The sequence below is a fragment of the Streptomyces sp. bgisy130 genome (assembly GCF_057708345.1).
Genome location: NZ_JBYISA010000041.1, coordinates 1 through 24595, shown reverse-complemented (window position 1 = coordinate 24595; position 24595 = coordinate 1). Strand labels below are relative to the sequence as shown.

Genomic DNA, 24595 nt, shown 5'->3' with positions numbered 1-24595 from the left:
GCAGCCCCGTCAGGGCCGGTCCGCCCCACCGGACGGAGAACTCACCCCTCCGTCCGCACGGCCTCCACCGACCCCTTGATCACCCGGGGCTCGCCGCCCTTGTCGGTCCGCACCCGCGCGCTCGCGCTCACCGGTTCGGTCACCGATCCGTCCTCCGCGGCTTCCGGTGCCGCCTCGGCCGCCGCGGTCCCGTCGTCCGCTTCCGCCCCGTCGGCGTGTACGGACGGGCCGGTCGCCTCCGCCCTGCCGACGTCCACCCGCTTGCCGACGTCCACCCGCTTGCCGCCGGTCACCGGCTCGCCGGTCCCCGCCCCGTCGGCCGGGACCGTGTGCTCCGGCAGCAGCGCCGTGACCGCCTCCCGGTGCGCCCGGCCGGTGGCGTCGTCGAGCGGATCGGGCGTGGCCGGCACCTGGAGCCGCAGTACGGGCGCGCTCCCCAGCCGCGCATAGCCCCGGCCCGGCGGCACCTGTGCCGGCGGTGTGGTGTGCGGCGGCGCCCCCAGCACCGCCCGGACCTCTTCCGCCGTGGCGGGGCCGAGCACCACGCGCGCCTTGGTGTGCGCCCGCACCGGATCGCTCAGCAGCTCGGCGGTCTCGAACTGGTCGGCCACGACCACCGTGACCTGGGCGGCCCGGCCGTGCCGCAGCGGCACCTGTAGCCACCGCTGCGGATCGTCCCGCTCCTCCGCGACCGCGATATGGGACAGCGCCGTCGGACGGTCCGCGATGATCCACAGTGGCCGCCGGGTGTCGTCCGGCGCCGCCCCGCCGGCCTGCCGCGCCCGGTTTCCCGCGATCAGCCGCCGCTCGGTCTCGTGCGACGCCCACTCCAGCGTCGCCAGCGCCCCGGCCAGCCCGCTCTCCACCCCGAGCACCCCGCGGCGCCCGACCAGACAGCCGTACTCCCCGGTGCCGCTGCCGTCGATGACCAGCACATCGCCGTGCTGGAGCGCCTGGAGGGCGATCGAACGCAGCAGTGTCGTGGCGCCGGTCCCCGGCTGCCCCAGGACGAGCAGATGCGGTTCGGTGGAGCGCTGCCCGGTACGCCAGACCACCGGCGGGGCATCCCGGGTCTCCTCCCCGCCGGTGACCGGCAGGGTCCGCTGTACGGAGTCCGGGTCGGTGAACCCGAGCACGGTCTCGCCCGGCGAGGTGACGAAGCGCTGGGCGGCGATATCCGTGGGCAGCGCCTCCAGCACGGTCAGCGTGAGCTGATTGGCCAGCTCGTCCCAGGTGAAGCGGTACTCCCGGCCCCGGCCGGCCTTGGCGTACAGCACCTGCTCGATGCGGACCCGGGACCGGTCCTCACCGTCGGTGAAGTACGCCGGGTACTTCAGCTGGAGTCGTTCCAGCCGCCCGCTGTCGTCGAAGGCGTACTCGGCGAAGGCCCGCTCCCAGCCGCCGCCGTGCGCATACAGCGGGCTGGGGTCACCCTCGGCGGAGAGATAGGGCACCAGCGCCTCGTAGAGCGCCCGCAGCCGCTCGGTCTCGGCCTCGCTGGGGCCGGTCACCACGGGCGTACGCTCCCGCCCCGCCCAGGCCCCCGCGCCCATCACCCCGATCAGGGCGAGCAGCGGCCCGTACGGCACCAGCCACACCACCAGCACACACGCGCCCACGAAGAACGCCAGCGGACCGCGCTGATCCTTGGGCGTCTCGGCCCAGCGTCCCCGGCCGGCCGCGCCCAGCCGGCGCAGCCCCCGGCCGATGGTGATCAGCGGATGGAACACATCGGAGGCGCTGTCGGCGGCGCTGCGCGCGAATTCGCGGCTGCGGGCGAGCGAGGCGCTGTGTGCCATTCGGGCGAGCGGTGCGCTGTTGGTCAGGATGCGGGGCAGGGGGCGCCGGGCCACATCTTCTCCTGTTGCTCGTGCGGTGGTCGTGGGGGATCGGCGGGGGCTGCGGGCAGGGGGCGCACACCGAGCCGCCCGGACGGGAGCCGGTGCGGCCCGTTCGGGCGGGACCCGTGGTGGTGGCGCCGGAAGCGGACTGCGGCTGCCTGACTAGATCTTGATCCCCCCGAGGAGGCTCGCCAGGCTCGCCCCGCCGGCCTTGATGCTGGGCGCGATGGCGGAGCTGGCGAGGTAGAACCCGAAGAGCGCGGAGACCAGAGCGTGGGACAACTTCAGGCCGTCTTTCCGGAAGAAGAGGAAGACGATGACACCGAGCAGGACGACGCCGGAAATGGACAGAATCATGGGGGGTTCTCTCCTGGGTGGTGGGGACGGTCACCATGAGTTCTTCCAGCCTCACAGCACGTATCAAGCCACGAAAAGCTGCAAATGGGTGATTTATCAGGGAAATTCCCTAAATGGGCGCATCTTCAGGGCGTGCCGGGTCCGGGTGTGCTCGGCGTGTCGCGGACCGGCCCCGCCGGCCCGGCACAATCGTGGGGTGTCGAAGCAGTCGAAGCAGAAGAACAAGCCCCGCCGCCCCGCCGCCGTCACCCCCGCCTCGCCGTGCCCCTGCGGACGCGACGAGACCTACGGCGAGTGCTGCGCCCCATTCCATCAGGGCCATGCCGCGGCCCCGACCGCGGAGCGCCTGATGCGCTCGCGCTACGGCGCCTTCGCCGTCGGTGACACCAGCTATCTGCTGCGCACCTGGCACCCGACGACCCGCCCGGCCGGCCTCGATCTCGAACCGGCCCAGCGCTGGACCGGCCTGGACATCCTCGGCACGACGGGCGGCAGCGCCTTCCACACCGAAGGCACCGTGGAATTCCGCGCCCACTACAGCCTGCACGGCCAGGCCGACAGCCAGTACGAGCACAGCCGCTTCGTCCGCGAGGGCGGCCAGTGGGTCTATCTCGACGCGCTGCCGCCGGCGTAGCCCGCTCCCGTCGGGGCGGGCCCGTCCCCGTGCTCGCAGTGGCCGGCCCCGGTCACCGTCCGCCGCGCAGCTGGTCGATCTCGCGGCGGTCGCGCTTGGTCGGACGGCCGGTGCCGCGGTCGCGGTGCCCGGTCACCGGGATCTCCTCGCGCGGCGGGGGCGGCGGGCTGTTGTCGATGAAGCACTCCGCGGCGATGGCCGCGCCCACCCGCTTGCGCACCAGCCGCGAGACGACCACGATCCGCTCCCGGCCCGCGTGCCGCAGCCGCACCTCGTCACCGTTGCGTACGCCATGGGCCGGCTTCACCCGCTCACCGTTGACCCGTACGTGCCCCGCGCGGCAGGCGGCCGCGGCCAGCGAGCGCGTCTTGGTGAGCCGTACGGACCAGATCCAGCTGTCGATGCGGGTGGTCCCCTCGTCTGAAGCCATACCAAGACTCTAGAACGGACGCCCGCCGGTGGGGCGGCCCGACGGCCCTACGCGGACGACCTCTTGCTTGTCTTCTTGGCCGCGGTCTTTTTGGCGGCGGTCTTCTTGGTGGTGCTCTTCGACGCGGTGCTCTTCGATGTGGTCTTCGACGTGGTCTTCGTCGATGTGCTCTTCCGGGAAGTACCGGCGGATGCGGTCTTCTTGGCCGTCGACGTGCCCTTCGCCCGGCCGCCGGCCGCCTTCGGTGCGGCCGCCGTCTTCTTCGCCGGAGCCTTCTTCGCGGCGGCCGGTGCGGTCTTCTTCCCTGTGGCCTTCTTCGCCGCCGCACCGCTCTTCTTGGCGGCGTCCCGCTCCGCCTCGCCCTTCTTCGCCGCCTTCCGCCCCCGTATGGGCGTCACGGATGCCGACTCCGCCTCCGTATCGGCCTCCCCGCCGCCCCGTGCCGCCCGCACGCTCTTCTCCAGCGCCGCCGTGAGATCGATGACCTGGGCGCCGGACGTGCCGGACGCGGCGGGGGCGACCGGCTCGCCCTCCAGCTTGGCGGCGACCAGCTCCTCGACGGCCTCGCGGTAGTCGTCGTGGAGTTCGGCGGGGTCCAGCTCGCCCAGGGAGTCCATCAGGGTCTCGGCCAGCGTCAGCTCGTTCTCGCGGAGCTCGACATCGTCCGGGGCCACACCGGTAATGGGCCGGATCTGATCCGGCCACAGCAGCGTATGCATCACCAGCGCCCCGTCGTGCGCCCGCAGCATCGCCAGCGACTCCCGCCCCCGCATCGCCACCTTGCCGATCGCGACCTTGCGGTGGTCCTCCAGCGCCTCCCGCAGCAGCGCATACGGCTTGGTGGCCGCCGCCCCGTTGGGCCCCAGGTAGTAGGCCTTGTCCATCTGGAGCGGGTCGATCTCGTCGGGGTCGGCGAACGAGAGGATCGACAGCGTCTTGGCGGTGGGCATCGGCAGCCGGGACAGATCGTCGTCGGTGATCGGCACGATGGTGTCGTCGCCCGGCGCCTGATAGCCCTTGCCGACCTCCTCGTTCGGGACTTCCTCGCCGTCCAGCTCACAGATCTTCCGGTACTGGATCTGCGCGCCGTCCTTCTCGTGGATGCGCACGAAGGACACCGACGAGGTGCGGTCGGTGGCGCTGTAGGTCTTCACGGGGATGGTGACCAGACCGAACGATATGGACCCATTCCATATAGAACGCATATTTCATCCCTTGTGTGGGATTCTCATCGTATGTCGCCGATCACCGTCGTGGAGGGGCGGCGCCTCTCGCTGACCAACCTGGACAAGGTCCTCTATCCCGAGACCGGCACCACCAAGGGCGAGGTGCTGCACTACTGCACCACCACGGCAGGCCCGCTGCTCGCCCACCTCCACGACCGGCCGCTGTCCTTCCTGCGCTACCCCGACGGGCCGGACGGCCAGCGCTTCTTCACCAAGAACGTGCCGCCCGGCACGCCCTCCTGGGTGACGACGTGCGAGGTGCCCCATTCGAGGTCCGGGCCCACCCGGCAGGTCCTGCTCCAGGACCTGCCCGCGCTCGTCTGGGCCGCGAACCTGGTCGTCGAGCTGCACACCCCGCAGTGGACGCGGCAGGCGCCGGGTGTTGCCGACCGGCTCGTCTTCGACCTCGACCCCGGCGCCCCGGCCACCATCGTGGAGTGCTGCACCGCGGCACAGTGGCTGCACGACCGGCTGGCCGCCGACGGCCTCGATGTCTACGCCAAGACCAGCGGCTCCAAGGGCCTGCACCTGATCGTGCCCGTCGAGCCCACGCCGTCCGAGCGGACCACCGCCTACGCCAGAAGCCTCGCCGTCGAGGCCGCGGCGGCCCTCCCGGACCTGGTCGTGCACAAGATGACCAAGGCGCTGCGCCCCGGCAAGGTCTTCATCGACTTCTCCCAGAACGCCGCCGCCAAGACCACCGCGGTGGCCTACACCCTGCGCGCCCGTGCCACCCCCACCGTCTCGGCCCCGGTCACCTGGGACGAGATCGCCGAATGCACCGACCCGCGGCAACTCACCTTTCTCTTCGACGAGATCGAGCCCCGCTGCGCCCGCCACGGCGATCTGCTCGCCCCGCTCCTCGACCCGGACCGGGCCCGCCCGCTGCCCACCGCGGCCCCCCGTCGGCCGGGAACGGCCCGGGGCGAGCCCCGGGCCGGTGGCGGGCCGGCCGGCCGCTCACACCGCGTGCGGCCGCGGCCATGAGGCGCGCGCGGCGGTCCCCAGCCAGTTGATGACGGCACCGGCAGTTGTGTCGCCCAGGGCCGCGATCTGCGCCATGGCGGCCAGATCCCCGTCCGTCGGAGCGACACCGGCCGCGGTCAGCGCGGCCTGGAGGTCCTGCCGCCGGCGATCGGGCAGGGCCACCGGCCCCTGCCGCTGCTCCTCGGGGCGCGGAGGCAGGAACGGCCGGGCCTGCGGCTGCGGCGGACCGAACGGAAGCCGGTCCTCCGGGCGCGGGGGCGGCAGCACAGGATCCACGGGGGACGGGGGCGGCGCCCCCTGCGCATCCCTGGGCGCGCCGAGGCGTTCCTCGGGGCGCGGGGGAGCGAGCACATAATCCGGCGTCACGCCGTACGGCGGGGGAGTGGGGCGAAAGTGCGCCATGGGGCCTCCACAACTCACGGTCCGAAGAATCCAGGGGATTCGGAGAATGCGGCTGTCACTTCTCCGGAAGCCGGGCGGTGCCTGTTCGGTTGCGCAGGGCGCGTGGGTTCACCCGATGAGCCCAAGGGGTGCCGCCGTCCTCGTTACGTGGCCGGATGGCCCTGGACCCGGCCATGGCCCGGGGCGAGGCCCGGCGGGCGGAATGTATTCAACGTACCGACGGCGCACGACCGTTGGTGAACCGGCGGCATTTTCGGGGGAATTCGGTGATTGCCACGGGGTGGACACATAACTCTCCCCTGGTGTTCACACTGTGGTGATTACCGCGATGGAAAGCTGCTGATGGCCGCTCCCAACGGCCGGTGCCAGTCGTGCCCCACATTTTCACGACTCGGCGCCACAATTCGGGGAGAGGACACCCCTCGTGGACAACAAACGCGTGACCCGTCGCGCCCGTATCGCGCTGGCTCTCGCCGGCGGCACGGCATTGACGGCGGTGGTCGCACAGATTCCGGCGAATGCGACGGCCGGTCAGGCCGCCCCGCACCGGGCCGATGTCGCATCCGCAGCTCAGCATGCATCCCGGTCCGCCGGCACGGCTGACGGCACGTCGTATGACGACACGTACTACAAAGACGCCGAGGGCAAGACCGGCCAGGCGCTCAAGGATGCGCTGCACCGGATCATCAGCAGCACCCAGACCGGAAAGCTGACGTACGACCAGGTCTGGGACGCCCTCAAGGAAACCGACCAGGACCCGGACAACAGCGACAATGTCATTCTGCTGTACACCGGCCGCTCGCAGAGCAAGAACGCCAACGGCGGCAACCCGGACGACTGGAATCGTGAGCACGTCTGGGCGAAGTCCCATGGCGACTTCGGCACCGACACCGGCCCCGGTACGGATATCCACCATCTGCGCCCGGAGGATGTGTCCGTCAACAGCATCCGCGGGAACAAGGACTTCGACAACGGCGGTACGAAGGTCGACGAGGCGCCCGGAAACAACACCGACGACGACTCCTTCGAGCCCCGTGACGCGGTCAAGGGCGATGTCGCCCGCATGATCCTGTACATGGCCGTCCGTTATGACGGGGGTGACGGATTCGCCGATCTGGAGCCCAATGACAAGGTCGACAACGGCACCCAGCCGCATATCGGCCGGCTTTCCGTCCTCAAGAAGTGGAGCGAGCAGGACCCGCCGGACACCTTCGAAAAGCACCGCAACCAGGTGATATTCGACAAGTACCAGCACAACAGGAACCCGTTCATCGACCACCCCGAATGGGTCGGCGAGATCTGGTAGCCCTTCCGGCCGGGCCCGGCGGAATGGCCGCCGGGCCCGGCCCGCCGTCTACGGCAGTCGGGGCGCTCGCGCATCGGATGGAGTAGGCCAACCAGCGCTCGGCCGCGGTCGTTTTTAGCGTGGGCCACATGTCTAGCGTGAGTTGGGCCTCCGTCAGAGTCGTTACCGCCGCCACTGTTTGTGCCGCGATCCTGTGGGCCGTGCCGAGCCCGGCGGTCGCCGATGGCCCGCACGGCATCGACGACCTGCGGCCCGCGGCGCACACGGCCGAACCGGCCGAGGCCGAGAGCCGGCTGGACGGGCGCGGCGTGCGGTTCCGGCCCCGGCCGGACGTGCCCGAGCTGCCGGAGGTCACCGCCCTGTCGTGGATGGTGACGGACCTGGCGAGCGGCAAGGTCCTCGCGGCCAAGGACGCCCACCGGCCGCTGCCACCCGCCAGCACCCTCAAGACGCTCTTCGCCCTGACGGTGCTGCCGAAGTTCTCCCAGGGCGAGGTGCACACCGTCTCTCTGGCTGACCTGGCCGGGATCGAGTCGGGCAGCTCCCTCGCGGGCCTCAGGGAGGACATGCCCTACCAGGTCGCCGACCTGTGGCACGGAGTGTTCCTCAGCTCGGGCAGCGATGCGGTGCACACCCTGGCCAGCATGAACGGCGGCTGGCGCAAGACCATCGACGATATGCGGGAGACCGCCCGCCGCCTCGGCGCCCGCGACACCCGGGTGGCGTCCGCGGACGGCTTCGACACACCGGGACAGGTCTCGTCCGCCTACGATCTGACGCTCTTCGGGCAGGCCGGGCTGACCAACGCGGACTTCGCCCACTTCGCCTCGACGAAGCGGGCCCAGCTCCCGCAGGACGGCGGCCCGGACTCGTTCACCATCCAGAACACCAACCGGCTGCTGGTCGGCTCACACGGCGTCAGACCGTACGACGGCCTGATCGGGGTGAAGAACGGCTACACGACCCATGCCGGCAACACCCTGATCGCCGCGGCCCGGCGCGACGGCCGGACGCTGCTGGTCACCCTCATGAATCCGCGGTCCGGCGGCCGGAACGCCGTCTACGAGGAGACCCGCGCCCTGCTGGACTGGGGATTCGACGCGGCTCCCCGGGCCGAGGCCGTCGGGGTGCTGCCCGCCATGGAGCCCGATGAGGTCACCGGTGAACCGCGGCCCGTCGCCCACCGGCCGGTGCCGCTGCACACGGCAGGGATCGCGGCAGAGACGGCCGGCGCGCCGTTCACTCGGTACTGGTGGTTCCTGTCCGCGGCCGGCGCCGTCGGGGTCATCGGCGCCGCCGGGCTCGGTACCGCGCTGTGGCGGCGCCGGCGCACCGCGCGCGCGAGCGCGGGCGGCGAGTCGGAGTCCGGGTCTGGGGCCGGGTCCGCCTGAGGCCGTCCCCACGGCGCCGGCTGTCGTACATCCATCCGATCGGTCAGGAATACGGAGGACAGCCGATGGCCTTGCCCGGTGAAGGGCGACGCGTCAGCCACGGTTGTGCGGCCTGCCGGGCGTTGCTCGGTGTAGCGTCCTGATCAGCTGTCGTGGTTCCGAAGTGCCGGACGCCCGTGTCGCCTTCACGGGCGTCCTTGCTGTGTAGCGCGTCTCCGGGCCAGGGCGATCACCTCCGGGTTCCGCAGCACGCGGAAGCCGATTCGAGCCCATTGAACGAAGGAGACGGAATATGGCTTCCGGCACAGTGAAGTGGTTCAACTCGGAGAAGGGCTTCGGCTTCATCGCCCAGGACGGCGGCGGCGCCGACGTCTTCGCGCACTACTCGAACATCGACGCCACGGGCTTCCGCGAGCTTCAGGAGGGCCAGAAGGTGACCTTCGAGGTCACCCAGGGCCACAAGGGCCCGCAGGCGGAGAAGATCCGGCTGGCGTAGGTCCGGCCGACTCGCCCCTCGGTGCCCGCTCCCGACCCCCGGGGCGGGCACCGTCGTGTGGCGCGCGGCCCGTACGGACCACGCGGTGCTCATCCGTACGGTGTAAGCAGTGACGGCGGAAGCGGTGGGGCGGCGGTGACCGCCGCCGGTTCAGAGCTGGGTATCAGGGCCGCGGCGGCTGATCGGGGCCCTGCCCGCCGCCGAACTCGTCCCTGAGCTTCTCCTGGCCGGTGTCCACCTGGCCCTTGAACTTGCCCTGGCTCTTGTCGTCGGCCATGTCGCCGGCTTTGTCGATGCCCTTGTCCGTCTGGCTTTCGTGGCCCTTCAGCATGCTCTTGATCTTGTCCATCATGGACATGATGCGTCCTCCTCACGAGGGTCCCCCACGACTCCAGCATCACCCCCTCCCAGGCGATCTGCATCCGCGCGCCAGGGGCACCGCCGGGGGCCCCGGCGGCCGGGGCGCCCCGTTCAGGAACCGCTCGGGACCGGGGCCTTCATCCGGTCGCTGATGAACTTGATCGAACCGGCCGCCATGCCCTTCTGGTAGTCCCAGGCGTTGTGCCGGCCGTCGGGGATGATCTGTAGGGCGGTGTGGATCGGGCCCTTGCCGTAGGACTGCCGGAAGCGGCGTATGGAGTCGGTGACCTTGGCGGACTCCCTGGAGCCGGCCTGGAAGGCGAGATAGACGTCCGGACCGCCCTTGCGCAGCAGCCGCTGGGCGAGCTTCGCCGGATCGTTGGCGTCCTTCTCCGCCTGGTGGCCCGCCCACAACGGCGAGTCGGGCGCCAGATCCGGGCCGCTGGCTATCGCCGCCTTGAACTTCTCCGGGTGCTTCAGTACCGACTTCAGCCCGGCGAAGCCGCCCGAGGACGACCCCATGAAGGCCCAGCCGTCACGGGACTTGAAGGTCCGGAAGTTGGCCCGGGCCAGCTGGACGACGTCCTCCGTCAGCCAGGTCCCCATCTTCTGGCTGCCGGGTATGTCACTGGCGTCGTGGTACCGGGTGTCGGGGTTGAGCATCGGCATCACGACGAGGAACGGCAGGCTCTTGCCCTCAGCGGTCCACTGGGTGATGTTCTCCTGAAGCTCGATGTCGCCGCCGACCCAGTAATTCGTGACCCCGCCGGGTTCCTTGGGGCTGCCCAGGCCGCCCGGCAGGGCTATCAGCACCGGAAATCCGCTCTTGGCGTATTTCGGGTCCCCGTATTCCTTGGGAGCCCAGACCCAGACGCTTCCGGTGACGCCGGATTTCTGGCCGTGCAGCGTCGCCCGCGCTATATGGGTGCCGTCGTCCAGTGTCCGGGTGATACGGAAGTCGCTCTTCGGGCCGGTCGGCATCAGGGTGTCGTCGTCGACGGGCTTGGCCCGCGCGGCGCCGTCGCCCTTCCCGCCGGCGTTGAAGTCGACCGGCTGACCGGTGTCCGAGCAGCCGGCGAGCAGCACGGAGGAGGCAGCGAGTGCGGCGGCGAGCACGACGGCGTAGGGGCGTTTCACAGGGGACTCCGCGGCTGGGTGATCACGTTCAAGTGCTCATAAAGAGGGAAACGGGATGCCGCGGGTTCCCTTGCCGCGAGCCGGGCCGCGGGGCTCGTCCCACCCGTATGGAGCAGCGTCTCCCGGGCGGTTTCCACGGGGCGGCCCTTGGCTCGCTCGACGGGCACGGTCCCGTGGTCCGGCCGAGAATGCAGCGGTGAGCGATGAACACCGCAGTGCCGATGACGCCGCGCCGCGCGCCGTGCCGTGTGACGAGGAACGACGGCTCGCCAGGAAGGCGCTGGCCGGCCATGCGCGGAACGCGGACGACCTGTCGTTGTTGATGGACATGCTGGGCCTGGATCCGAGCCGTGATCCGGACCATGAGGCGGCGTACGGCCATGAGAGGGGGCGCGGTCAGGACTGCGGCGGCGGCCCGGGCAACGGGCGCGGCTCCGGACGTGAACGGCGGCCGGAGCTGCGCCGGGACGCCCGGTCGCGCTGGGGCGGGCCCCGGGCGTAACCCACGCCCCGGGCGCTCCGCCCTAGATCCGGGCCCCCGATCCGGGCCCCCGTCCGGCCGCTACCGGCTGCCGCCCGCCCGGGCCAGCCGCACGGTCACGATCTGGAACGGGCGCAGCAGCATCCGCAGGGTGCTGCCCTGCCGTTGTCCGGGAACCTCGGGGCGCGCAGCAGGGAGACCCGGACGCTCGTGGTGGTGCCCCGTCGCCGTCCTCCCGGACCGTACGGGTGACGTCATGACCGTAGGTGGCGTCGTTGACCAGGGCGACGCCCCAGCCCGGCTCCTCCAGGTGCACGAACCGGTGGGCGCAGGTCTCGAAGTTGGCGGCCTCCCCGCTGGTGTTGGTGTGGGTGGGCCGGTGGGCATGGCCGAACTGGGTCTCGGCCGCACAGCGCTCGGCGTGCAGGTCCAGCGGGAAGGCGGCCTTGAGGAAGCGCGGGAGAGCACCGCGACGCCCGCGCCCCGCTGGCCACGCGGGTCCACGGCCCGGTGGGCAGGCTCCGCTGCGTCACGTGCACCTGATCAGGACGGCCCGGCCGGACACCCCCTGACCCGCGCCGTGATGCCCGGCAGCGGCACGGGTGACAGACTTGGCGGGCAGGCTGATCATGCTGCTACCTAGCCCGGAGGAGGCCGCGCGGATGGCCGGCACAGGCGGCAGGCGGCACCCCACGGCGCACCCGCGTGCCCTGGTCACCGGTGCCACCGGCTACATCGGCGGCCGTCTGATCCCCGAGCTGCTGGCGGCCGGATACGACGTACGGGCACTGGCCAGGACACCGGAGAAGCTGCGCGATCACCCCTGGGCCGGGCGGACGGAGGTGCTGCGCGGCGATGTCACCGACGAGGGATCGGTCCGTACCGCGATGGCCGGTGTCGAGGTGGCGTACTACCTGGTGCACGCCCTGGGCAGCGGCGGCCGGTTCGAGGACACCGACCGCCGGGCCGCGCAGATCTTCGCCCGGCAGGCCCGCGCCGCCGGCGTCCGCCGGATCGTCTACCTCGGCGGCCTCACCCCCGAGGGCATCCCCGAGCAGGACCTGTCGCCCCACCTGCGCTCCCGTGCCGAGGTCGCGGACATCCTGCTGGCGTCCGGCGTCCCCACCGCCGTGCTGCGCGCCGCCGTCATCATCGGCTCCGGCTCGGCCTCGTTCGAGATGCTGCGCTACCTCACCGAGCGGCTGCCGGTGATGGTCACCCCCAGCTGGGTGCGCACCCGCATCCAGCCGGTCGCCGTCCGCGATGTGCTGCGCTATCTGGTGGGCTGCGCCCGCCTCCCCGATGACGTCAGCCGGGCCTTCGACATCGGCGGACCCGACGTCCTCACCTACCGCGACATGATGCAGCGCTACGCACGGGTCGCCGCACTGCCGGAACGGCTGATCCTCCCCGTGCCGATGCTCACCCCGCGCCTCTCCAGCCTCTGGATCGGCCTGGTCACCCCCGTGCCGCCGGGCCTGGCCCGCCCGCTCGCCGAATCACTGCGGCACGAGGTCGTCTGCCACGAGCACGACATCGCCCGCTACCTCCCCGACCCCGACCCGCCGGGTCACCCCATCGCCTTCGACGACGCGCTGGAACTGGCGCTGCGCCGGGTGCGGGACGCCGAGGTCGCCACCCGCTGGTCCAACGCCGCGGTGCCCGGCGCGCCGAGCGATCCGCTGCCGACCGACCCCGACTGGGCCGGCGGCAGCCTCTACACCGACCGGCGGGAGCGGGCCGTGGACGCCCCGCCCGAGGCGCTGTGGCGGGTGGTCGAAGGCATCGGCGGCGACAACGGCTGGTACTCCCTTCCATTCGCCTGGGCGGTGCGCGGCTGGCTGGACCGGCTGGTCGGCGGGGTGGGGCTGCGCCGCGGCCGACGGGACGCCGGCCGGCTGCGGGTCGGCGATTCGCTCGACTTCTGGCGCGTCGAGGAGGTCGAGCCGGGCCGGCTGCTGCGGCTGCGCGCCGAGATGCGGCTCCCCGGCCTGGCCTGGCTGGAACTGACGGTCGGCCGCGACGCCCACGGCCGTACCCTCTACGGCCAGCGGGCCCTGTTCCACCCGCACGGACTGACCGGCCACGCCTACTGGTGGTCCGTCTCCCCCTTCCACGCCGCGGTGTTCGGCGGGATGGCCCGCAACATCGCGGCCGCCGCGGCGGCCGAGCACCGGAGCCGCCCGGCGTGACCGGCCCGCGCCGTATGCCGAGGGCCGTCAAGTAGCTCTATGCGCATGTGAGTTGAGGTCTGCGGCCCGGCAGGCGATACGCCGACGGCGGGTTCCCGGGCGGACGCTGCCCGGGAACCCGCCGTCGTGGGGGATCAGTGGTGTGTCACCACACCGGCCGCCCGGTGTGTCACCACACCGGCCGCCATCCGGCCGCAGTTGGAGCCGGAAACGCTGACGCTGACCGTCTCGATCGCGCCGCCCCAGTCCACACAGATGCCCTTTCCGGGCAGATAGACGGGACCGGCGTACGAGGTGTACTGACCGCTGTCGTAAATCCAGTCGGAACTGCCGTCGGTGGCCGCGACATAGGCGTTCATGTACACCCGCTTCCCGGCGCTGTTCCGCACGGTCACGACACAGTTCTTTCCGGTCTTGGCGCTGTACGTCAGGTACACGGTCCCCTTTCCGGTGACCGGTACGGAATTCACTACGCGGTAGCCGCTTCCGCAGGCTCCGTTGTACGCGGCGGCCGTCGGCGCGGCGGACGCGGTGGTGGCTGTCGCCATTGTGGCGATACCGGCCACGGCCAGTGCCGCGGCTCCTGCGATGGCACGAGAACGCTTCATGGAAAACCCCCCGTTGGGTGACGTGCGTTGCGTGGTCATTCGCAGTGTTGGACAGCGCTCGGCCGTGAAGGGTTGTACCGCGGCGGGAATTCGTGTTCATCCCGGGGGAGTTGTCCAAAAACCGTGCCCGGCCGTCGCCGCGCAGCGGAAACGGCCGGTCCCCGGCGCCGCGGGGGGCGCGCCGGGGACCGGCCGTGGCGTGCGGGTCAGTTGCCGTCCGCGAGGACCCTCAGGCGGGTGTACGAGCCGTTGAAGCGGTTCCGGTCGCCGACGACATGGCCCGAGGAGGTGTGCTGCCAGATGCTGTGGAAGTGCCAGCCGGCCGGCAGTGCGCCCACGGACGAGCCGTAGCGCGGGATCCACAGCGGGTTCGTCCGGCCGAACTTGCCGGAGTTGCCGGTGCACTTCTTCCACCAGTTGGTGGAGGTGTAGATGACCGGGTGACGGCCGGTCTCCTCCCGGTAGGTGCGCACGAAGTCGCGGATCCAGCCGACCATCGCCTTGTGGCTCTTGCCGTAGCAGGTCGCGCCGTACGGGTTGTACTCCATGTCGAGCGCGCCGGGCAGCGTCCGGCCGTCCGGGGACCAGTCGCCGCCGTGGTCGACGAAGTACCGCGCCTGGGAGCCTCCGCTGGAGTGGTCGGGCAGGGCGAAGTGGTACGCGCCATGGATCATGCCGGAGTTGTACGAGCCCCTGTACTGCTGTGTGAAGTACGGGTTCGTGTAGCTGGTTCCCTCGCTGGCCTTGACGTAGGCGAAACGCACCCCGGACCTGTGCAGCGAGGACCAGCCGACCTTCTTGTTGTGGCTGGAGACATCGACGCCGGACACACCTCTTCTGACCGAGGACCTGGCCCCGGAACCGCCGGCCGCCGCCCGGTCGCCACCCTCGTGGGCCATGATCGTGGACCCCATCCAGTCCTGCTCGGGGTGGGCGGGTCTCTTCTCGGCGTCCGACGCCGTGGCGGAGCCGGGCAGCGCGAGGGGCAGAGCGAGCACGGAGAGGAGAGAAACGAGAGTTCCGGCCGCAAGAGGGACTGCACGGCGGGCCGGACCGGATCTGCGCAAGGGCATCGCATGCCTCCGAAAGCCTTCGGTTGAGTCAGGTTCGGCAGCTTTTGAGCAGAATCCTGCCGATAAGAGACATATACGCAGAACCGGCTGACTCTATGACCCAATGGCCCGTCAGTCCGCCGACCGGCCCTGCATCTCACCCGTCCGGCGGGCGGAAACGGTCCCTCACGCCCCCGTTCCGGGCCTCCGGGTCGTACGGCAGAGCGAAGCGGGCCCCGGCTCTGCCGGGACCCGCTCCACCGCGCAGCGGCGAACGCGCCATTCCGCCGCTCCGCAAGCTGCTCTATGCCGAGCCTGCCGGCTCGCTTGTGTGGTCCGTCATGTCCCTCGCCTCAGCCGGCTCGGACGGCCTCGGGTGCCGGTGACGGCTCTTCCGCTCGGTCGGCTCAGTAGGCCGAGTCGACGTTGTCGATCGAGCCGTACCGGTCGGCCGCGTAGTTGGCCGCCGCGGTGATGTTGGCGATCGGGTCGGTGAGCTTATGGGGGGTGCCGGAGACGTGGTAGGCGTCGAACGTGGGCTGGATCACCTGGAGCAGGCCCTTGGAGGGCACGCCGTTGATGGCGTTGATGTCCCAGTCGTTGACGGCGTTGGGGTCACCGGCGGACTCCCGCATGATGTTGCGGTGCAGGCCCTCGTAGGAGCCGGGGATGCCCTTGGCCTTCATGATGTCCAGGGACTCGCGGATCCAGCCGTCAAGGTTGTTCGGGTACTCCTTGACGTCCTTGCGCTCGGCGGAGCGGTTGGCGGCCTGCTGGGCGCTGTGCTGCTTCTCGACGGCGGTGACCTTCACGTGGTCGGCGACCGAGGCGGTCACCGGACGACCGGTCTTGGCGTCGTCCGCCTTTGCCGGCTGACCCTTCGCGCTGACGGGCTTGACCGCGGCGGGGGAGTGCTCAGAAGCGGCCTGAGCGGTGTCCGGGGCGGAGGTGAGGGCCAGGCCCGAGGTGGCACCCGCGGCGGCCAGGACGGCCACGGCGACCTTGTGGGTACGGGTGATGCGGGTGATACGGGCAGCGCGGGGCAGGGTGAAGCTGGGCATGCAGAGTGACCTCTTCCAGGTACTGGGGACGGGGAGGCGGCCTTTTTTGGCGGCGCGTAACGAACCGGAGGTCTTTGTTGCGTCCGCCGTGGGGCGTGACCCGCAAACTCGCTCTCGGTGCGTCGGAATCCATGGTTAACGCCGGTCCCGAATCGAGGCAATGGTGCTCTGTACTACTCATCTTCGTGAGATAAACCCGGATCGCGGAAGTGGTAAGCGCTTCCGGCGGCGTTGGCCCGGAATGGGCGCATGGGAATCTCCTAGACAGAGTCGTAAGTGACATACATCGCGTGCCTCGGGTCACCCGATAACGCCCTCAAAGGCCGCTCGCATCCGGTCCATAAGTTGTCTGGCTCACAACGGAATTAGCGTGTTCCGGCGGCCGTTCGGGCGCCGGTGGCAGCGAATTCAGCCGGGTGCGGGCACGGCCGGACGGGCCGGTAATCCGTAAATGTGGCGCGAGGCACTGTGGCGGCGGCCAAAAGGGCGGCAATTGTGCGCTGATTCACGATCGGCGACGGCCGGTTTTTATCGCGGTGCGGAGCAGGGGGAAGGCCGGACCGGCTCGGCCGTCGGTGCACGCTCCGCTACGGCAATACGGCGGTGCCGCTGGGCCGTTCGCAGCAGCGCCCGGAGCTGTCGCATGACTCCGGGCCCGCCGCCCCGGAAGGTGGCAGCGCACACAGTCACCACTCACCGTAGGGACATCCATATGCTCCGTCGTATTTCCGTCGTGCTCACCGGTCTTCTCGTCACCGGCTTCCTCGCGACCGGCGCGGCCGCCGCGGCGCCGGTCGATGGCCGCCACCAGGACCGCCTCACAGCCAAGGAACGGCACGGACTCCGTATCGCCTCCGAGGTTCTCGACACGCTCTTCGGCGAGGGCCTGCCCCGGCGCGACCGCTACTGACCGGCGGCGCCGGGCACCAGGCCCGGCGCCGGTGCCGGACCGCACACGGCAAACGGCAGTGGCCCCACCCGCGGGATGCGGGCAGGGCCACTGCCGTTGCTGTGTTCGGGGCCGCGGCGCGGCTCCCGGATCAGTCTGCTCCGACCGTCCTGACGGTCGCGTTTCCCCGGCTCAGTAGGCCGAGTTGACGTTGTCGATCGAGCCGTACCGGTCGGCCGCGTAGTTGGCCGCCGCGGTGATGTTGGCGATCGGGTCGGTGAGCTTATGGGGGGTGCCGGAGACGTGGTACGCGTCGAAGGTCGGCTGGATCACCTGGAGCAGGCCCTTGGAGGGCACGCCGTTGATGGCGTTGATGTCCCAGTCGTTGACGGCGTTGGGGTCACCGGCGGACTCCCGCATGATGTTGCGGTGCAGGCCCTCGTAGGAGCCCGGTATCCCCTTGTCCTTCATGATGTCGAGCGACTCACGGATCCAGCCGTCGAGGTTGTTCGCGTAGCGCTTCGGGGTGGCCTTCGGGGCCTTGGGGGCGGCCTTCGGCGCGACCAGGGCCTTGCGCTCGATGGAGCGGTTGGCCGCCTGATCGGCGGCGTGGTGCGGCTTCTCGGCAGGGGCCGCCTTGAGGCCCGCGGCGACGGAGGAGGCGACCGCACGGGCCTGCTTGCCGTCGTCGCCCCGGTCCTTCGCGGTGAGCGGCATGCCGTTCGCGCTGACCGGCTTGACCGCGGCCGGCGCGTCGGCGGCCGTGGTGGTCCCGGCGTTGCCGGGCGCCGCGGTGAACGCCAGGGCGGCGGCGCAGCCCGCGGTGGCCACGAGTGCGGCGGAGACCTTGTGCGTACGGGTGAGGCGGACGGTGCGGGGCAGGGTGAACTGGGGCATGCGGAGGTGACCTCTTCCAGGGCTTGATGGCGGGGGAAACGGCCTTCGGTTGGCGCGTGAGGACCGAGGGTCATTGCCGCGTTACGCCGCTCCGGCTGAGATCGCGGGCTCGTTCTCGGTGCTAACGGGAAACATGGTTAGCGCGGGCCCGGGATGGTGGCAAAGATGCCTTGTACTACCTATCTTCGTGAGATAGGGCGGAATGTCCGTTGTAAATACCGCGAATCGCGGTAAGTGCGGGGTGGAGTCGCGACTAGGAATGCTCGTACGTGACGTACGTCGCGTGCCCGGTGTCACGCGGACCGGACGCGGCATTCCGTTTCACGGCGCCGCGGAGTTGCCTGGCTCACACCGTGCAGGGGTATTTCCGCGGCGGGTGCCGACGGGGCGGCAATGCTCAGAAGCGGCCCCATGCATGACGCCCCCTATGGAGTCCATAGGGGGCGCGAGTATGCGGCGGTAAAGGGGGAGTCGGGAATTCAGTCTGCCATCAGCTGCGCGGCGAGCTGCTCGATCCGTTCGTGCCAGGCGTCCAGCGCGGCGTCCGTGTCAAAGCCCGGCGGGCCGGTCTGGGTGAGGACGAGCCGGGGGCCGTGGCCGGTGCCCTGGCCCAGCTCCCAGCGGACCGTGCCCTCCGGGTGCCAGCGGTACGTGAGCACCGCTGGGGCCGCGACCTCGGTGACGGGCCCGGCCGGCGCCTGCCTACTGGTGAAGCCCGCCGGTGCGGGCGACCCCACGGCCGGCTCGTCCCCCGAGGTCAGCGCGGCCCAGACGGTCTCGGTGGCCCGTACGAGCTGCCGCTCGAAACGGACGCGCGGCCCGTCCGCGGTGTCCTCGACCACCCCGCGTCCGAGGTCGAACTGCTCCAGATACGCCTCGTGCAGCTCGCCGGTGTCGCGCTCGACGTGCGGCGAGTCGCCGTCGAGCAGCTGGGACAGTGCGGTGAGGCACAGATGCCAGCCGGAGGCGAAGCTGGCGCCGCCGAACCGGTCGCCGAAGGTGTGCACCAGGACCAGTAGCGAGCCGTCGCCGTCCGGGGTGATCTCCCAGCGCAGATGGTCCTCGCCCCAGGTGAAGGCGAACAGCCGGGGCTCCTCGGCGTCGGTGACCGTGCCGGTCATGGCGATATCGCTCACCCCGGGCATGGTGAAGGTCATCGCGCCGCCGGGGCGGAGCTCCACGGCGACCTCGGAGGGGAACCACTGCCCGATATGCGCCGGGTCGGTGATCGCCGACCAGACCTTCGCGGGCGGATGGGCGAGTCTGCGCTCCATGCGCAGTGCGGTGCGGCCGTCGCCGGTGGTGAGGGTGTCGGAGTGCGGGTTCATCGGGGGTCGTCCTCCATGGCGTCGAGGTGCCGTTCCAGCGCGTCCAGGCGGCCGGTCCACAGATGCCGGTAGTGGGCGAGCCAGGCGTCCAGCTCCGCCAGGGGCTCGGGCCGGAGCTCGTACCAGCGGCGCTGGGCGTCCTGCCGGACCTGGACGAGCCCGGCCTCGCGCAGCACCCGGAGGTGCTTGGAGGTGCCGGGCTGGCTCAGCCCGAGCTGCTGGGTGAGCTCGCCGACCAGCCGCGGGCGCTCCAGCAGCAGGTCGAGGATCTTGCGCCGGCTCGGCTCCGCGAGTACGTCGAACGGTAGGGGCATGGATTCAGCATGCCACCTGGGTTATATAGCCGCAAGGGAATGCTACCGGAGGTCCCGCGGCTCACACACAGGCCGGATCGGCCGGCGACGGCTCCTCGCGCACCGCCGGTGCCAGACAGGGCGCCGAGCTCAGTGGGCCGTCGGTGAAGAACCGGGCCGCCAAGTCCGCGACCTCCTGCGGGCGTTCGAGCACCACCCAGTGATCGGCATCGGGAATCATCAGAAAGCGGCTGTCCGGGATGGAGGCCGCGAAGTCCCGCTGACGGGCCGGGGAGGTCACCGTGTCGTGCTCGCCGCTGAAGACCAGGGTGGGGACGTCGGACAGCCCGCCGGAGAAGTCCGGGCGGTCCAGGATCCCGCGGCGCAGCGAGTCGACCGCGTGCCGGGAGTTCCGGGCCGCATGCAGCATCGAGCGCCGGACATAGCGGTAGGCCAGCCTCCGGCGGGCGACGTGCCGACGGTCGTCGAGACACATCAGGCCCTGCGCGACCAGGGTGGCGAAGGCCTCGTTGTCGCCCTGCGCGAGATGGTCGGCAGCCCGCCGCCACAGCTCGACCTGGGCGTCGCTGATATGTGCCGGCACCCCGCCGAGGGCGAGCCGTGCGATGCGCCCGGGGAACCGCCGGGCGCACCCGTAGGCCAGACCCGCCCCGTACGAGAACCCGAAGAGGTTGATCCGCGGGACCTCCAGATCGTCGATGATCCGCTCGATCGCCGCGCACACGACATCGATGCTCGGCCCCGGGGGCAGCGGGTCCGCGCTGCCCATGCCCGGCAGATCGGCGGTGACCACGTCCGCCACCGGCCCCACGTGATCCTCCATCTGCGGCCAGCCGTACATCCCCTGGAGGGCGCCGCCCAGCACCAGAACGGGCTCGGTGATCCGCTCCGGCTGGCACAGCCGCCGGTAGGAGTAGGACACCCCGCGCACCGACAAAGAGCGGATCATTTCCTCGGACATGGCAGATTCCTTCTCGGGGCACCGGCGGGAGGGGCGCGCGGCAAGGGCGCGCGGTGGCGGACAGGCCCTAGCGGGTCAGTACGAGCGCGGCATTGTGCCCGCCGAAGCCGAGCGACGTCTTGACCGCGCAGTCGAACGCCGCCTGCCGGGCCTCCGTGCGGACGATGTCGATCGGGATCCGCGGATCCGGCACCTCGAGGTTGGCGGTCGGCGGCACCAGCTGCTGCTCCAGGGCGAGCACGGTGAGCGCGGTCTCGATCCCGCCGGCGGCGCCCAGTGCGTGCCCGGTCATCGCCTTGGTCGAGGTGACCAGCGGGTGATCCCCGAGGACCCGCCGCAGCACGGTGGCCTCGACGCGGTCGTTGACCACCGTCGAGGTGCCGTGCGCATTGACATGGCCGACGTCCCGGCCCTGCACCTGCGCGTCCGCCAGCGCGCTGCGCAGCGCCCGCTCGATGCCGTTGCCCTCGGGGTCCGGGGCGACCGCGGCATAGGCATCGCTCGACGCGCCGTAGCCGCGGATGTGGGCACGGACGGGGGCCCGGCGGGCGCGCGCGTGCTCGGGCCGTTCCAGTACGAGGAGCCCGGCGCCCTCGCCGACCACGAAGCCGTCCCGGCCCGCGTCGAAGGGGCGGCAGGCCGCGGCCGGGTCGTCCCGGCGGGTGGAGACCGCCTTCATCTGGCAGGCGCTGGCGATCAGCAGCCGGGAGAGCACCGACTCCGCGCCGCCGGCGACGGCGATATCGCAGACCCCGGCGCGCAGCAGTTGGTGTGCGGTGCCCAGGGCGACCGTGCCGGAGGAGCAGGCCGTCGCCACGCCCATGCTGGGGCCCTGCGCGCCGAGGTCCATGCAGACGCTGCTCGCGGCACTGTTGACGACGGTCAGCGGGGCGAGCTTGGGGGAGACCCGGCGGGCGCCGCGCCCGGCCATCGCGACATGCTGCTGGTCGTAGAACGGCAGCCCGCCGTGCGCGGAGCCGATGACCACCGCGACCCGGCTGCTGTCCCAGGACTCCGGGTCCAGCCCGGCGTCGGCGACGGCCTCCCGGGCGGCGATCACCGCGAGCTGGGAGAAGCGGTCCATCAGCCGCTGGGTGGCCACCCCGAGCAGCTCGGTCGGGTCCAGATCCGCGACGGTGTACATGAAGTCGCAGGGCAGATCGGCGAGTTCTTCCTGGTGGCTCACGCCGCCGGGCACCGTTTCCTGGGTGACGGTGTGCCAGGTGGCCTTCGCCCCCACGCCCGCCGCGGTCACCAGTCCCAGTCCTGTCACGGCCGCGGAGAACGGCTCCTGGCGGGCCGTCATGCCGGAACGTTGCCGTCGACGGCCGTCACCAGCTGGCCCACGGTGTTCCGCGGGGTCAGCGACACCTCGTCGAGGTCGATGTCCAGCCGCTCCTCGATGAGGACGCGGAGCTCCTCCAGGGCCAGGGAGTCCAGTCGCAGGCTGCGCAGCGCAGTCCCGTCGGTGATGTCGGCGGGGGAAACCCCGAATCGTTGGACCAGCAAGGTGTTGACAACTTCTGCCGCGTTCACGTGGCGCTCCTCCGCTTGTCGTAGGCGATGCTGCCAACCGCGTCGTGGGCGGGATATCACCGGCGGCTCCGGCTGGTTTGACCACCCTTTATACGCCTTTGTGCCGATGACTCCCCAACCTTGGTAGCTCAATGGGGTGATGAGCTGCCGGGGTGGAGAACGTGGCCGCACCTCGCCTTGCGGACACCGCGGAAAGCACCTACGTACGTAACGCCGCGGACCGCCGGGAGGTACGGGGCGACGGCCGGCGGACTCGGGAACCGCCCGGGGTCAGGCTTCGTCGAGGGCGCTCGTCACCCGGCCCAACAGGCTCTGGAGCGTGCGCAGTTCCTCGATGGTGAGGCCGGTCGCGGCCAGCATCCGGCGGGGGACCGGCAGGGCCTGTTCGCGCAGCTCGTCGCCGGCCGGGGTGAGGTGGATGGTGACCGACCGCTCGTCCTCGGTGCTCCGCTCGCGGCGGACCAGGCCGGCCGACTCCAGCCGTTTGAGCAGCGGGGAGAGGGTTCCGGAGTCCAGCCGGAGCTGTTCGCCGATGGTCTTCACCGGCTGGGGACCGTGCTCCCACAGGACCAGCATGACCAGGTACTGGGGGTAGGTCAGGCCCAGGCCCTTGAGGGCGTCCCGGTAGACGCCGCCGAAGGCGCGCGAGGCGGCGTGCAGGGAGAAGCAGACCTGGTGGTCGAGGCGGAGCAGTTCGGCGTCGGGTACCGGGGGCCTGGTCGCAGAGGTCATGCACCCAGGTTAACTCGCCAGGGCATTTAGTTGTACACAACTAAGTTGCGTGCAATTTAGATGTGTGCGACTGTGAGGGGCATCGGGCGGCCGGGGAATGGCCGCCGCGCTACCGAAGGGGAACCGTGATGGACGCGCTGTACACCGCTGTCGCCACCGCCAATGGCCGTGAGGGCCGGGCCGTCAGCTCCGACGGCCGGATCGACCTGGCCCTGGCCATGCCGCCCGAGCTCGGTGGCAACGGCGCCGGCACCAACCCGGAGCAGCTCTTCGCCGCCGGATACGCGGCCTGCTTCGCCAGCGCGATGGGCAATGTCGGCCGGCAGATGAAGATCGACACCAAGGATGTCTCGGTCACCGCGGAGGTCTCCATCGGCAAGGACGACACCGGCTTCGGCCTGGGCGTCGTCATGCGGGTGGAGCTGCCGGAGACCCTCGCGGGCGAGACCGGCCGGCAGCTGGTCGAGGCGACGCACCAGTACTGCCCGTACTCCAAGGCCACCCGCGGCAACATCGAGGTCGAGCTGGTCATCGAGTAGCGGCGGGCCGCCCGCCGGACCGGCCCCGGCGAGGGTGCGGGGGCCGGCCCGCCGGGCGCGGCAGGCTCAGGGCGCGCGCGGGGCGCCGCGGCGCGCATGGCAGCGGATCAGTTCGGCGTAGTGCCGGCCGCTGCCCTTGAGGGTGCGGACCTGGGTCGCACGGTCGACATGGAACAGGCCGAAGCGCTTGTCGTATCCGTAGGCCCATTCGAAGTTGTCCATCAGTGACCAGGCGAAATATCCGGCGAGCGGGGCACCCTTGCGGGCCGCGCGGGCGCAGGCCGCCACATGCCGGTGCAGATAGTCGGTGCGCTCGGGATCGGCGACGGTGCCGTCGGGGCGGACCGTGTCCGGGTAGGCGGAGCCGTTCTCGGTGACATGGAGCGTGCGTGCCCCGTATTCGTGGGTCAGCCGCAGGAGCAGTGTCTCGATGCCGTTCGCGTCGATTTCCCAGTCCATGCCCGTACGGGGGACCTGGGGCCGGCGCACCGGGCGGACGAACGGCGGCGGGCCGTCCGGATCGGCGGCGACCACGGCCGGGAAGTAGTAGTTCAGCCCCAGCCAGTCCAGCGGCTGGGCGAGGGTCTCCGGGTCACCGGCGCGCTCCGGCAGCGGCACGCCGTACACCTCACGCATGTCCTCGGGGAAGCCACGGCCGTGCACCGGATCGAGCCACCAGCGGTTGGTGTGCCCGTCCATCCGCCGGGCCGCCGCGGCATCGGCCCCGGACCCGGTGGCGGGCTCGACGGTGCTGAGGTTGTTCACCAGGCCGACCCGGGCGTCCGGCGTCGCGGACCGGATCGCCTGGACGGCCAGACCGTGCCCGAGCAGCAGGTGGTACGAGGCGCGGACCGCCGCGGTGAGATCCGTGTGGCCGGGCGCCATCCGGCCGTCGAGATGGCCGATCCAGGCCGAGCACAGCGGCTCATTGAGCGTGGCCCAGTGGGTGACGCGGTCGCCGAGCTTCCCGGCGACCACGGCGGCGTACGCCGCGAAGTGCTCGGCGGTCTCCCGCACGGGCCAGCCGCCCCGGTCCTGGAGGGCCTGCGGCAGATCCCAGTGGTAGAGGGTGACGAAGGGGGCGATGCCCGCTTCGAGGAGCCCGTCGACCAGCCGGTCGTAGAAGGCCAGGCCCGCGGCGTTGACCGGGCCGTCCCCGGCCGGCCGGATCCGTGGCCAGGCGATCGAGAACCGGTAGGCGCCGACGCCCAGTTGACGCATCAGGCCGATGTCCGCGCGCCAGCGGTGGTAGTGCTCGCAGGCCCGGTCGCCGGTGTCGGCGTTGTCGATCCTTCCCGGGGTGTGGGCGTAGGTGTCCCAGATGGACGGGCCGCGGCCGTCCTCGGCGACCGCACCTTCGATCTGATAGGCCGACGTGGCCACGCCCCAGGTGAAGTCGTCCGGCAGGGCGGCGAAGTCGATCCGGTCGCTCACGGAG

General features: G+C 71.1%; 27 protein-coding genes and 1 pseudogene. 9 read left to right on the top strand and 19 right to left on the bottom strand.

Annotated features, from left to right (window positions below):
- Positions 1-41 precede the first annotated feature (41 nt).
- The gene (locus AC3EUV_RS32810; RefSeq protein WP_435604497.1) at positions 42-1853 is read right to left on the bottom strand and encodes a hypothetical protein; all 1812 of its coding nucleotides are present in this window, start codon (positions 1851-1853) and stop codon (positions 42-44) included.
- Positions 1854-2003: 150 nt separating this feature from the next.
- A complete protein-coding gene (locus tag AC3EUV_RS32805) occupies positions 2004-2198 on the bottom strand; it encodes a hypothetical protein (RefSeq protein WP_018092434.1) in 195 nt (64 codons plus the stop codon).
- Positions 2199-2394: 196 nt separating this feature from the next.
- On the opposite strand from AC3EUV_RS32805, the gene AC3EUV_RS32800 reads away from it, so the two are divergent.
- Positions 2395-2832, top strand: coding sequence for a YchJ family protein (locus tag AC3EUV_RS32800; RefSeq protein WP_435604496.1), 438 nt, complete (start codon positions 2395-2397; stop codon positions 2830-2832).
- A gap of 52 nt (positions 2833-2884) precedes the next feature.
- Here the strand turns inward: AC3EUV_RS32800 and AC3EUV_RS32795 are convergent, their stop codons facing one another.
- Both AC3EUV_RS32795 and ku read right to left on the bottom strand, forming a co-directional pair.
- Entirely contained in the window at positions 2885-3262 is a 378-nt protein-coding gene (locus tag AC3EUV_RS32795; RefSeq protein WP_432146101.1) for an RNA-binding S4 domain-containing protein, read from the bottom strand.
- Positions 3263-3309: 47 nt separating this feature from the next.
- Positions 3310-4467: a non-homologous end joining protein Ku gene (ku, locus tag AC3EUV_RS32790; protein ID WP_435604495.1), complete on the bottom strand. Its 1158-nt coding sequence runs from the start codon at positions 4465-4467 to the stop codon at positions 3310-3312.
- Positions 4468-4497: 30 nt separating this feature from the next.
- On the opposite strand from ku, the gene ligD reads away from it, so the two are divergent.
- Positions 4498-5475: a non-homologous end-joining DNA ligase gene (gene ligD / locus AC3EUV_RS32785; RefSeq protein ID WP_432146099.1), complete on the top strand. Its 978-nt coding sequence runs from the start codon at positions 4498-4500 to the stop codon at positions 5473-5475.
- Here the strand turns inward: ligD and AC3EUV_RS32780 are convergent.
- Positions 5449-5877 carry a hypothetical protein gene (locus tag AC3EUV_RS32780; protein WP_432146098.1) on the bottom strand — a complete coding sequence of 143 codons (429 nt, stop codon included), beginning with the start codon at positions 5875-5877 and terminating at the stop codon, positions 5449-5451. The genes ligD and AC3EUV_RS32780 overlap by 27 nt on opposite strands.
- Positions 5878-6301: 424 nt before the next feature.
- On the opposite strand from AC3EUV_RS32780, the gene AC3EUV_RS32775 reads away from it, so the two are divergent.
- From AC3EUV_RS32775 to AC3EUV_RS32765, 3 genes are all read left to right on the top strand, one after another.
- On the top strand, positions 6302-7183 hold the full coding sequence (locus AC3EUV_RS32775) for an endonuclease I family protein (protein ID WP_432146097.1): 882 nt from the start codon (positions 6302-6304) through the stop codon (positions 7181-7183).
- Positions 7184-7311: 128 nt separating this feature from the next.
- Positions 7312-8574 (top strand): D-alanyl-D-alanine carboxypeptidase family protein, encoded by a 1263-nt coding sequence (locus AC3EUV_RS32770; protein ID WP_435604494.1) that lies wholly within the window; start codon positions 7312-7314, stop codon positions 8572-8574.
- Positions 8575-8866: 292 nt separating this feature from the next.
- Positions 8867-9070, top strand: coding sequence for a cold-shock protein (locus AC3EUV_RS32765; protein WP_006601696.1), 204 nt, complete (start codon positions 8867-8869; stop codon positions 9068-9070).
- Between the two features lie 163 nt (positions 9071-9233).
- Here the strand turns inward: AC3EUV_RS32765 and AC3EUV_RS32760 are convergent, their stop codons facing one another.
- Positions 9234-9428, bottom strand: a complete 195-nt coding sequence (locus tag AC3EUV_RS32760; protein WP_432146095.1) for an antitoxin — start codon at positions 9426-9428, stop codon at positions 9234-9236.
- A 113-nt stretch (positions 9429-9541) separates the two neighbouring features.
- Positions 9542-10567 (bottom strand): alpha/beta hydrolase, encoded by a 1026-nt coding sequence (locus AC3EUV_RS32755; RefSeq protein ID WP_432146094.1) that lies wholly within the window; start codon positions 10565-10567, stop codon positions 9542-9544.
- Between the two features lie 196 nt (positions 10568-10763).
- Here AC3EUV_RS32755 and AC3EUV_RS32750 point away from each other — a divergent pair, with 196 nt between their 5' ends.
- The gene (locus tag AC3EUV_RS32750) at positions 10764-11069 is read left to right on the top strand and encodes a hypothetical protein (RefSeq protein ID WP_432146093.1); all 306 of its coding nucleotides are present in this window, start codon (positions 10764-10766) and stop codon (positions 11067-11069) included.
- Positions 11070-11215: 146 nt separating this feature from the next.
- Here the strand turns inward: AC3EUV_RS32750 and AC3EUV_RS32745 are convergent.
- A pseudogene (locus AC3EUV_RS32745) lies at positions 11216-11505 on the bottom strand (glycoside hydrolase family 38 C-terminal domain-containing protein); the annotation flags it as partial.
- 205 nt (positions 11506-11710) lie between these two features.
- Here AC3EUV_RS32745 and AC3EUV_RS32740 point away from each other — a divergent pair.
- Positions 11711-13240, top strand: a complete 1530-nt coding sequence (locus AC3EUV_RS32740; RefSeq protein ID WP_432146092.1) for an SDR family oxidoreductase — start codon at positions 11711-11713, stop codon at positions 13238-13240.
- 134 nt (positions 13241-13374) lie between these two features.
- On the opposite strand, the gene AC3EUV_RS32735 is transcribed toward AC3EUV_RS32740, so the two are convergent.
- From AC3EUV_RS32735 to AC3EUV_RS32725, 3 genes are all read right to left on the bottom strand, one after another.
- Entirely contained in the window at positions 13375-13848 is a 474-nt protein-coding gene (locus AC3EUV_RS32735; protein ID WP_432146091.1) for a spore-associated protein A, read from the bottom strand.
- 206 nt (positions 13849-14054) lie between these two features.
- A complete protein-coding gene (locus AC3EUV_RS32730) occupies positions 14055-14921 on the bottom strand; it encodes a lysozyme (RefSeq protein WP_432146090.1) in 867 nt (288 codons plus the stop codon).
- A 386-nt stretch (positions 14922-15307) separates the two neighbouring features.
- Positions 15308-15961, bottom strand: a complete 654-nt coding sequence (locus tag AC3EUV_RS32725; RefSeq protein ID WP_432146089.1) for a transglycosylase SLT domain-containing protein — start codon at positions 15959-15961, stop codon at positions 15308-15310.
- A gap of 712 nt (positions 15962-16673) precedes the next feature.
- Between AC3EUV_RS32725 and AC3EUV_RS32720 the strand changes: the two genes are divergently transcribed.
- Positions 16674-16871: a hypothetical protein gene (locus tag AC3EUV_RS32720; RefSeq protein WP_168482805.1), complete on the top strand. Its 198-nt coding sequence runs from the start codon at positions 16674-16676 to the stop codon at positions 16869-16871.
- A gap of 171 nt (positions 16872-17042) precedes the next feature.
- Here AC3EUV_RS32720 and AC3EUV_RS32715 read toward each other — a convergent pair whose 3' ends face one another.
- The 7 genes from AC3EUV_RS32715 to AC3EUV_RS32685 form a co-directional block, all read right to left on the bottom strand.
- Positions 17043-17747, bottom strand: coding sequence for a transglycosylase SLT domain-containing protein (locus AC3EUV_RS32715; protein ID WP_435604493.1), 705 nt, complete (start codon positions 17745-17747; stop codon positions 17043-17045).
- A 479-nt stretch (positions 17748-18226) separates the two neighbouring features.
- The gene (locus tag AC3EUV_RS32710) at positions 18227-19075 is read right to left on the bottom strand and encodes an SRPBCC family protein (RefSeq protein WP_432146087.1); all 849 of its coding nucleotides are present in this window, start codon (positions 19073-19075) and stop codon (positions 18227-18229) included.
- Positions 19072-19389 (bottom strand): ArsR/SmtB family transcription factor, encoded by a 318-nt coding sequence (locus AC3EUV_RS32705; RefSeq protein ID WP_042158115.1) that lies wholly within the window; start codon positions 19387-19389, stop codon positions 19072-19074. Before AC3EUV_RS32705 ends, AC3EUV_RS32710 begins: the two co-directional genes overlap by 4 nt.
- A 61-nt stretch (positions 19390-19450) precedes the next feature.
- Positions 19451-20350, bottom strand: coding sequence for an alpha/beta fold hydrolase (locus AC3EUV_RS32700; RefSeq protein WP_432146086.1), 900 nt, complete (start codon positions 20348-20350; stop codon positions 19451-19453).
- Between the two features lie 67 nt (positions 20351-20417).
- Positions 20418-21656: a beta-ketoacyl-[acyl-carrier-protein] synthase family protein gene (locus tag AC3EUV_RS32695; protein ID WP_432146085.1), complete on the bottom strand. Its 1239-nt coding sequence runs from the start codon at positions 21654-21656 to the stop codon at positions 20418-20420.
- Positions 21653-21886, bottom strand: a complete 234-nt coding sequence (locus AC3EUV_RS32690) for an acyl carrier protein (RefSeq protein WP_432146084.1) — start codon at positions 21884-21886, stop codon at positions 21653-21655. The genes AC3EUV_RS32695 and AC3EUV_RS32690 overlap by 4 nt, the downstream gene beginning before the upstream one ends.
- Before the next feature lie 270 nt (positions 21887-22156).
- Positions 22157-22618, bottom strand: a complete 462-nt coding sequence (locus tag AC3EUV_RS32685; protein ID WP_435604492.1) for a MarR family winged helix-turn-helix transcriptional regulator — start codon at positions 22616-22618, stop codon at positions 22157-22159.
- 128 nt (positions 22619-22746) lie between these two features.
- Here AC3EUV_RS32685 and AC3EUV_RS32680 point away from each other — a divergent pair, with 128 nt between their 5' ends.
- Positions 22747-23157, top strand: a complete 411-nt coding sequence (locus AC3EUV_RS32680; RefSeq protein ID WP_387240683.1) for an organic hydroperoxide resistance protein — start codon at positions 22747-22749, stop codon at positions 23155-23157.
- Between the two features lie 66 nt (positions 23158-23223).
- On the opposite strand, the gene AC3EUV_RS32675 is transcribed toward AC3EUV_RS32680, so the two are convergent.
- Positions 23224-24591 (bottom strand): GH1 family beta-glucosidase, encoded by a 1368-nt coding sequence (locus tag AC3EUV_RS32675; protein ID WP_435604515.1) that lies wholly within the window; start codon positions 24589-24591, stop codon positions 23224-23226.
- Between the last annotated feature and the right edge of the window lie 4 nt (positions 24592-24595).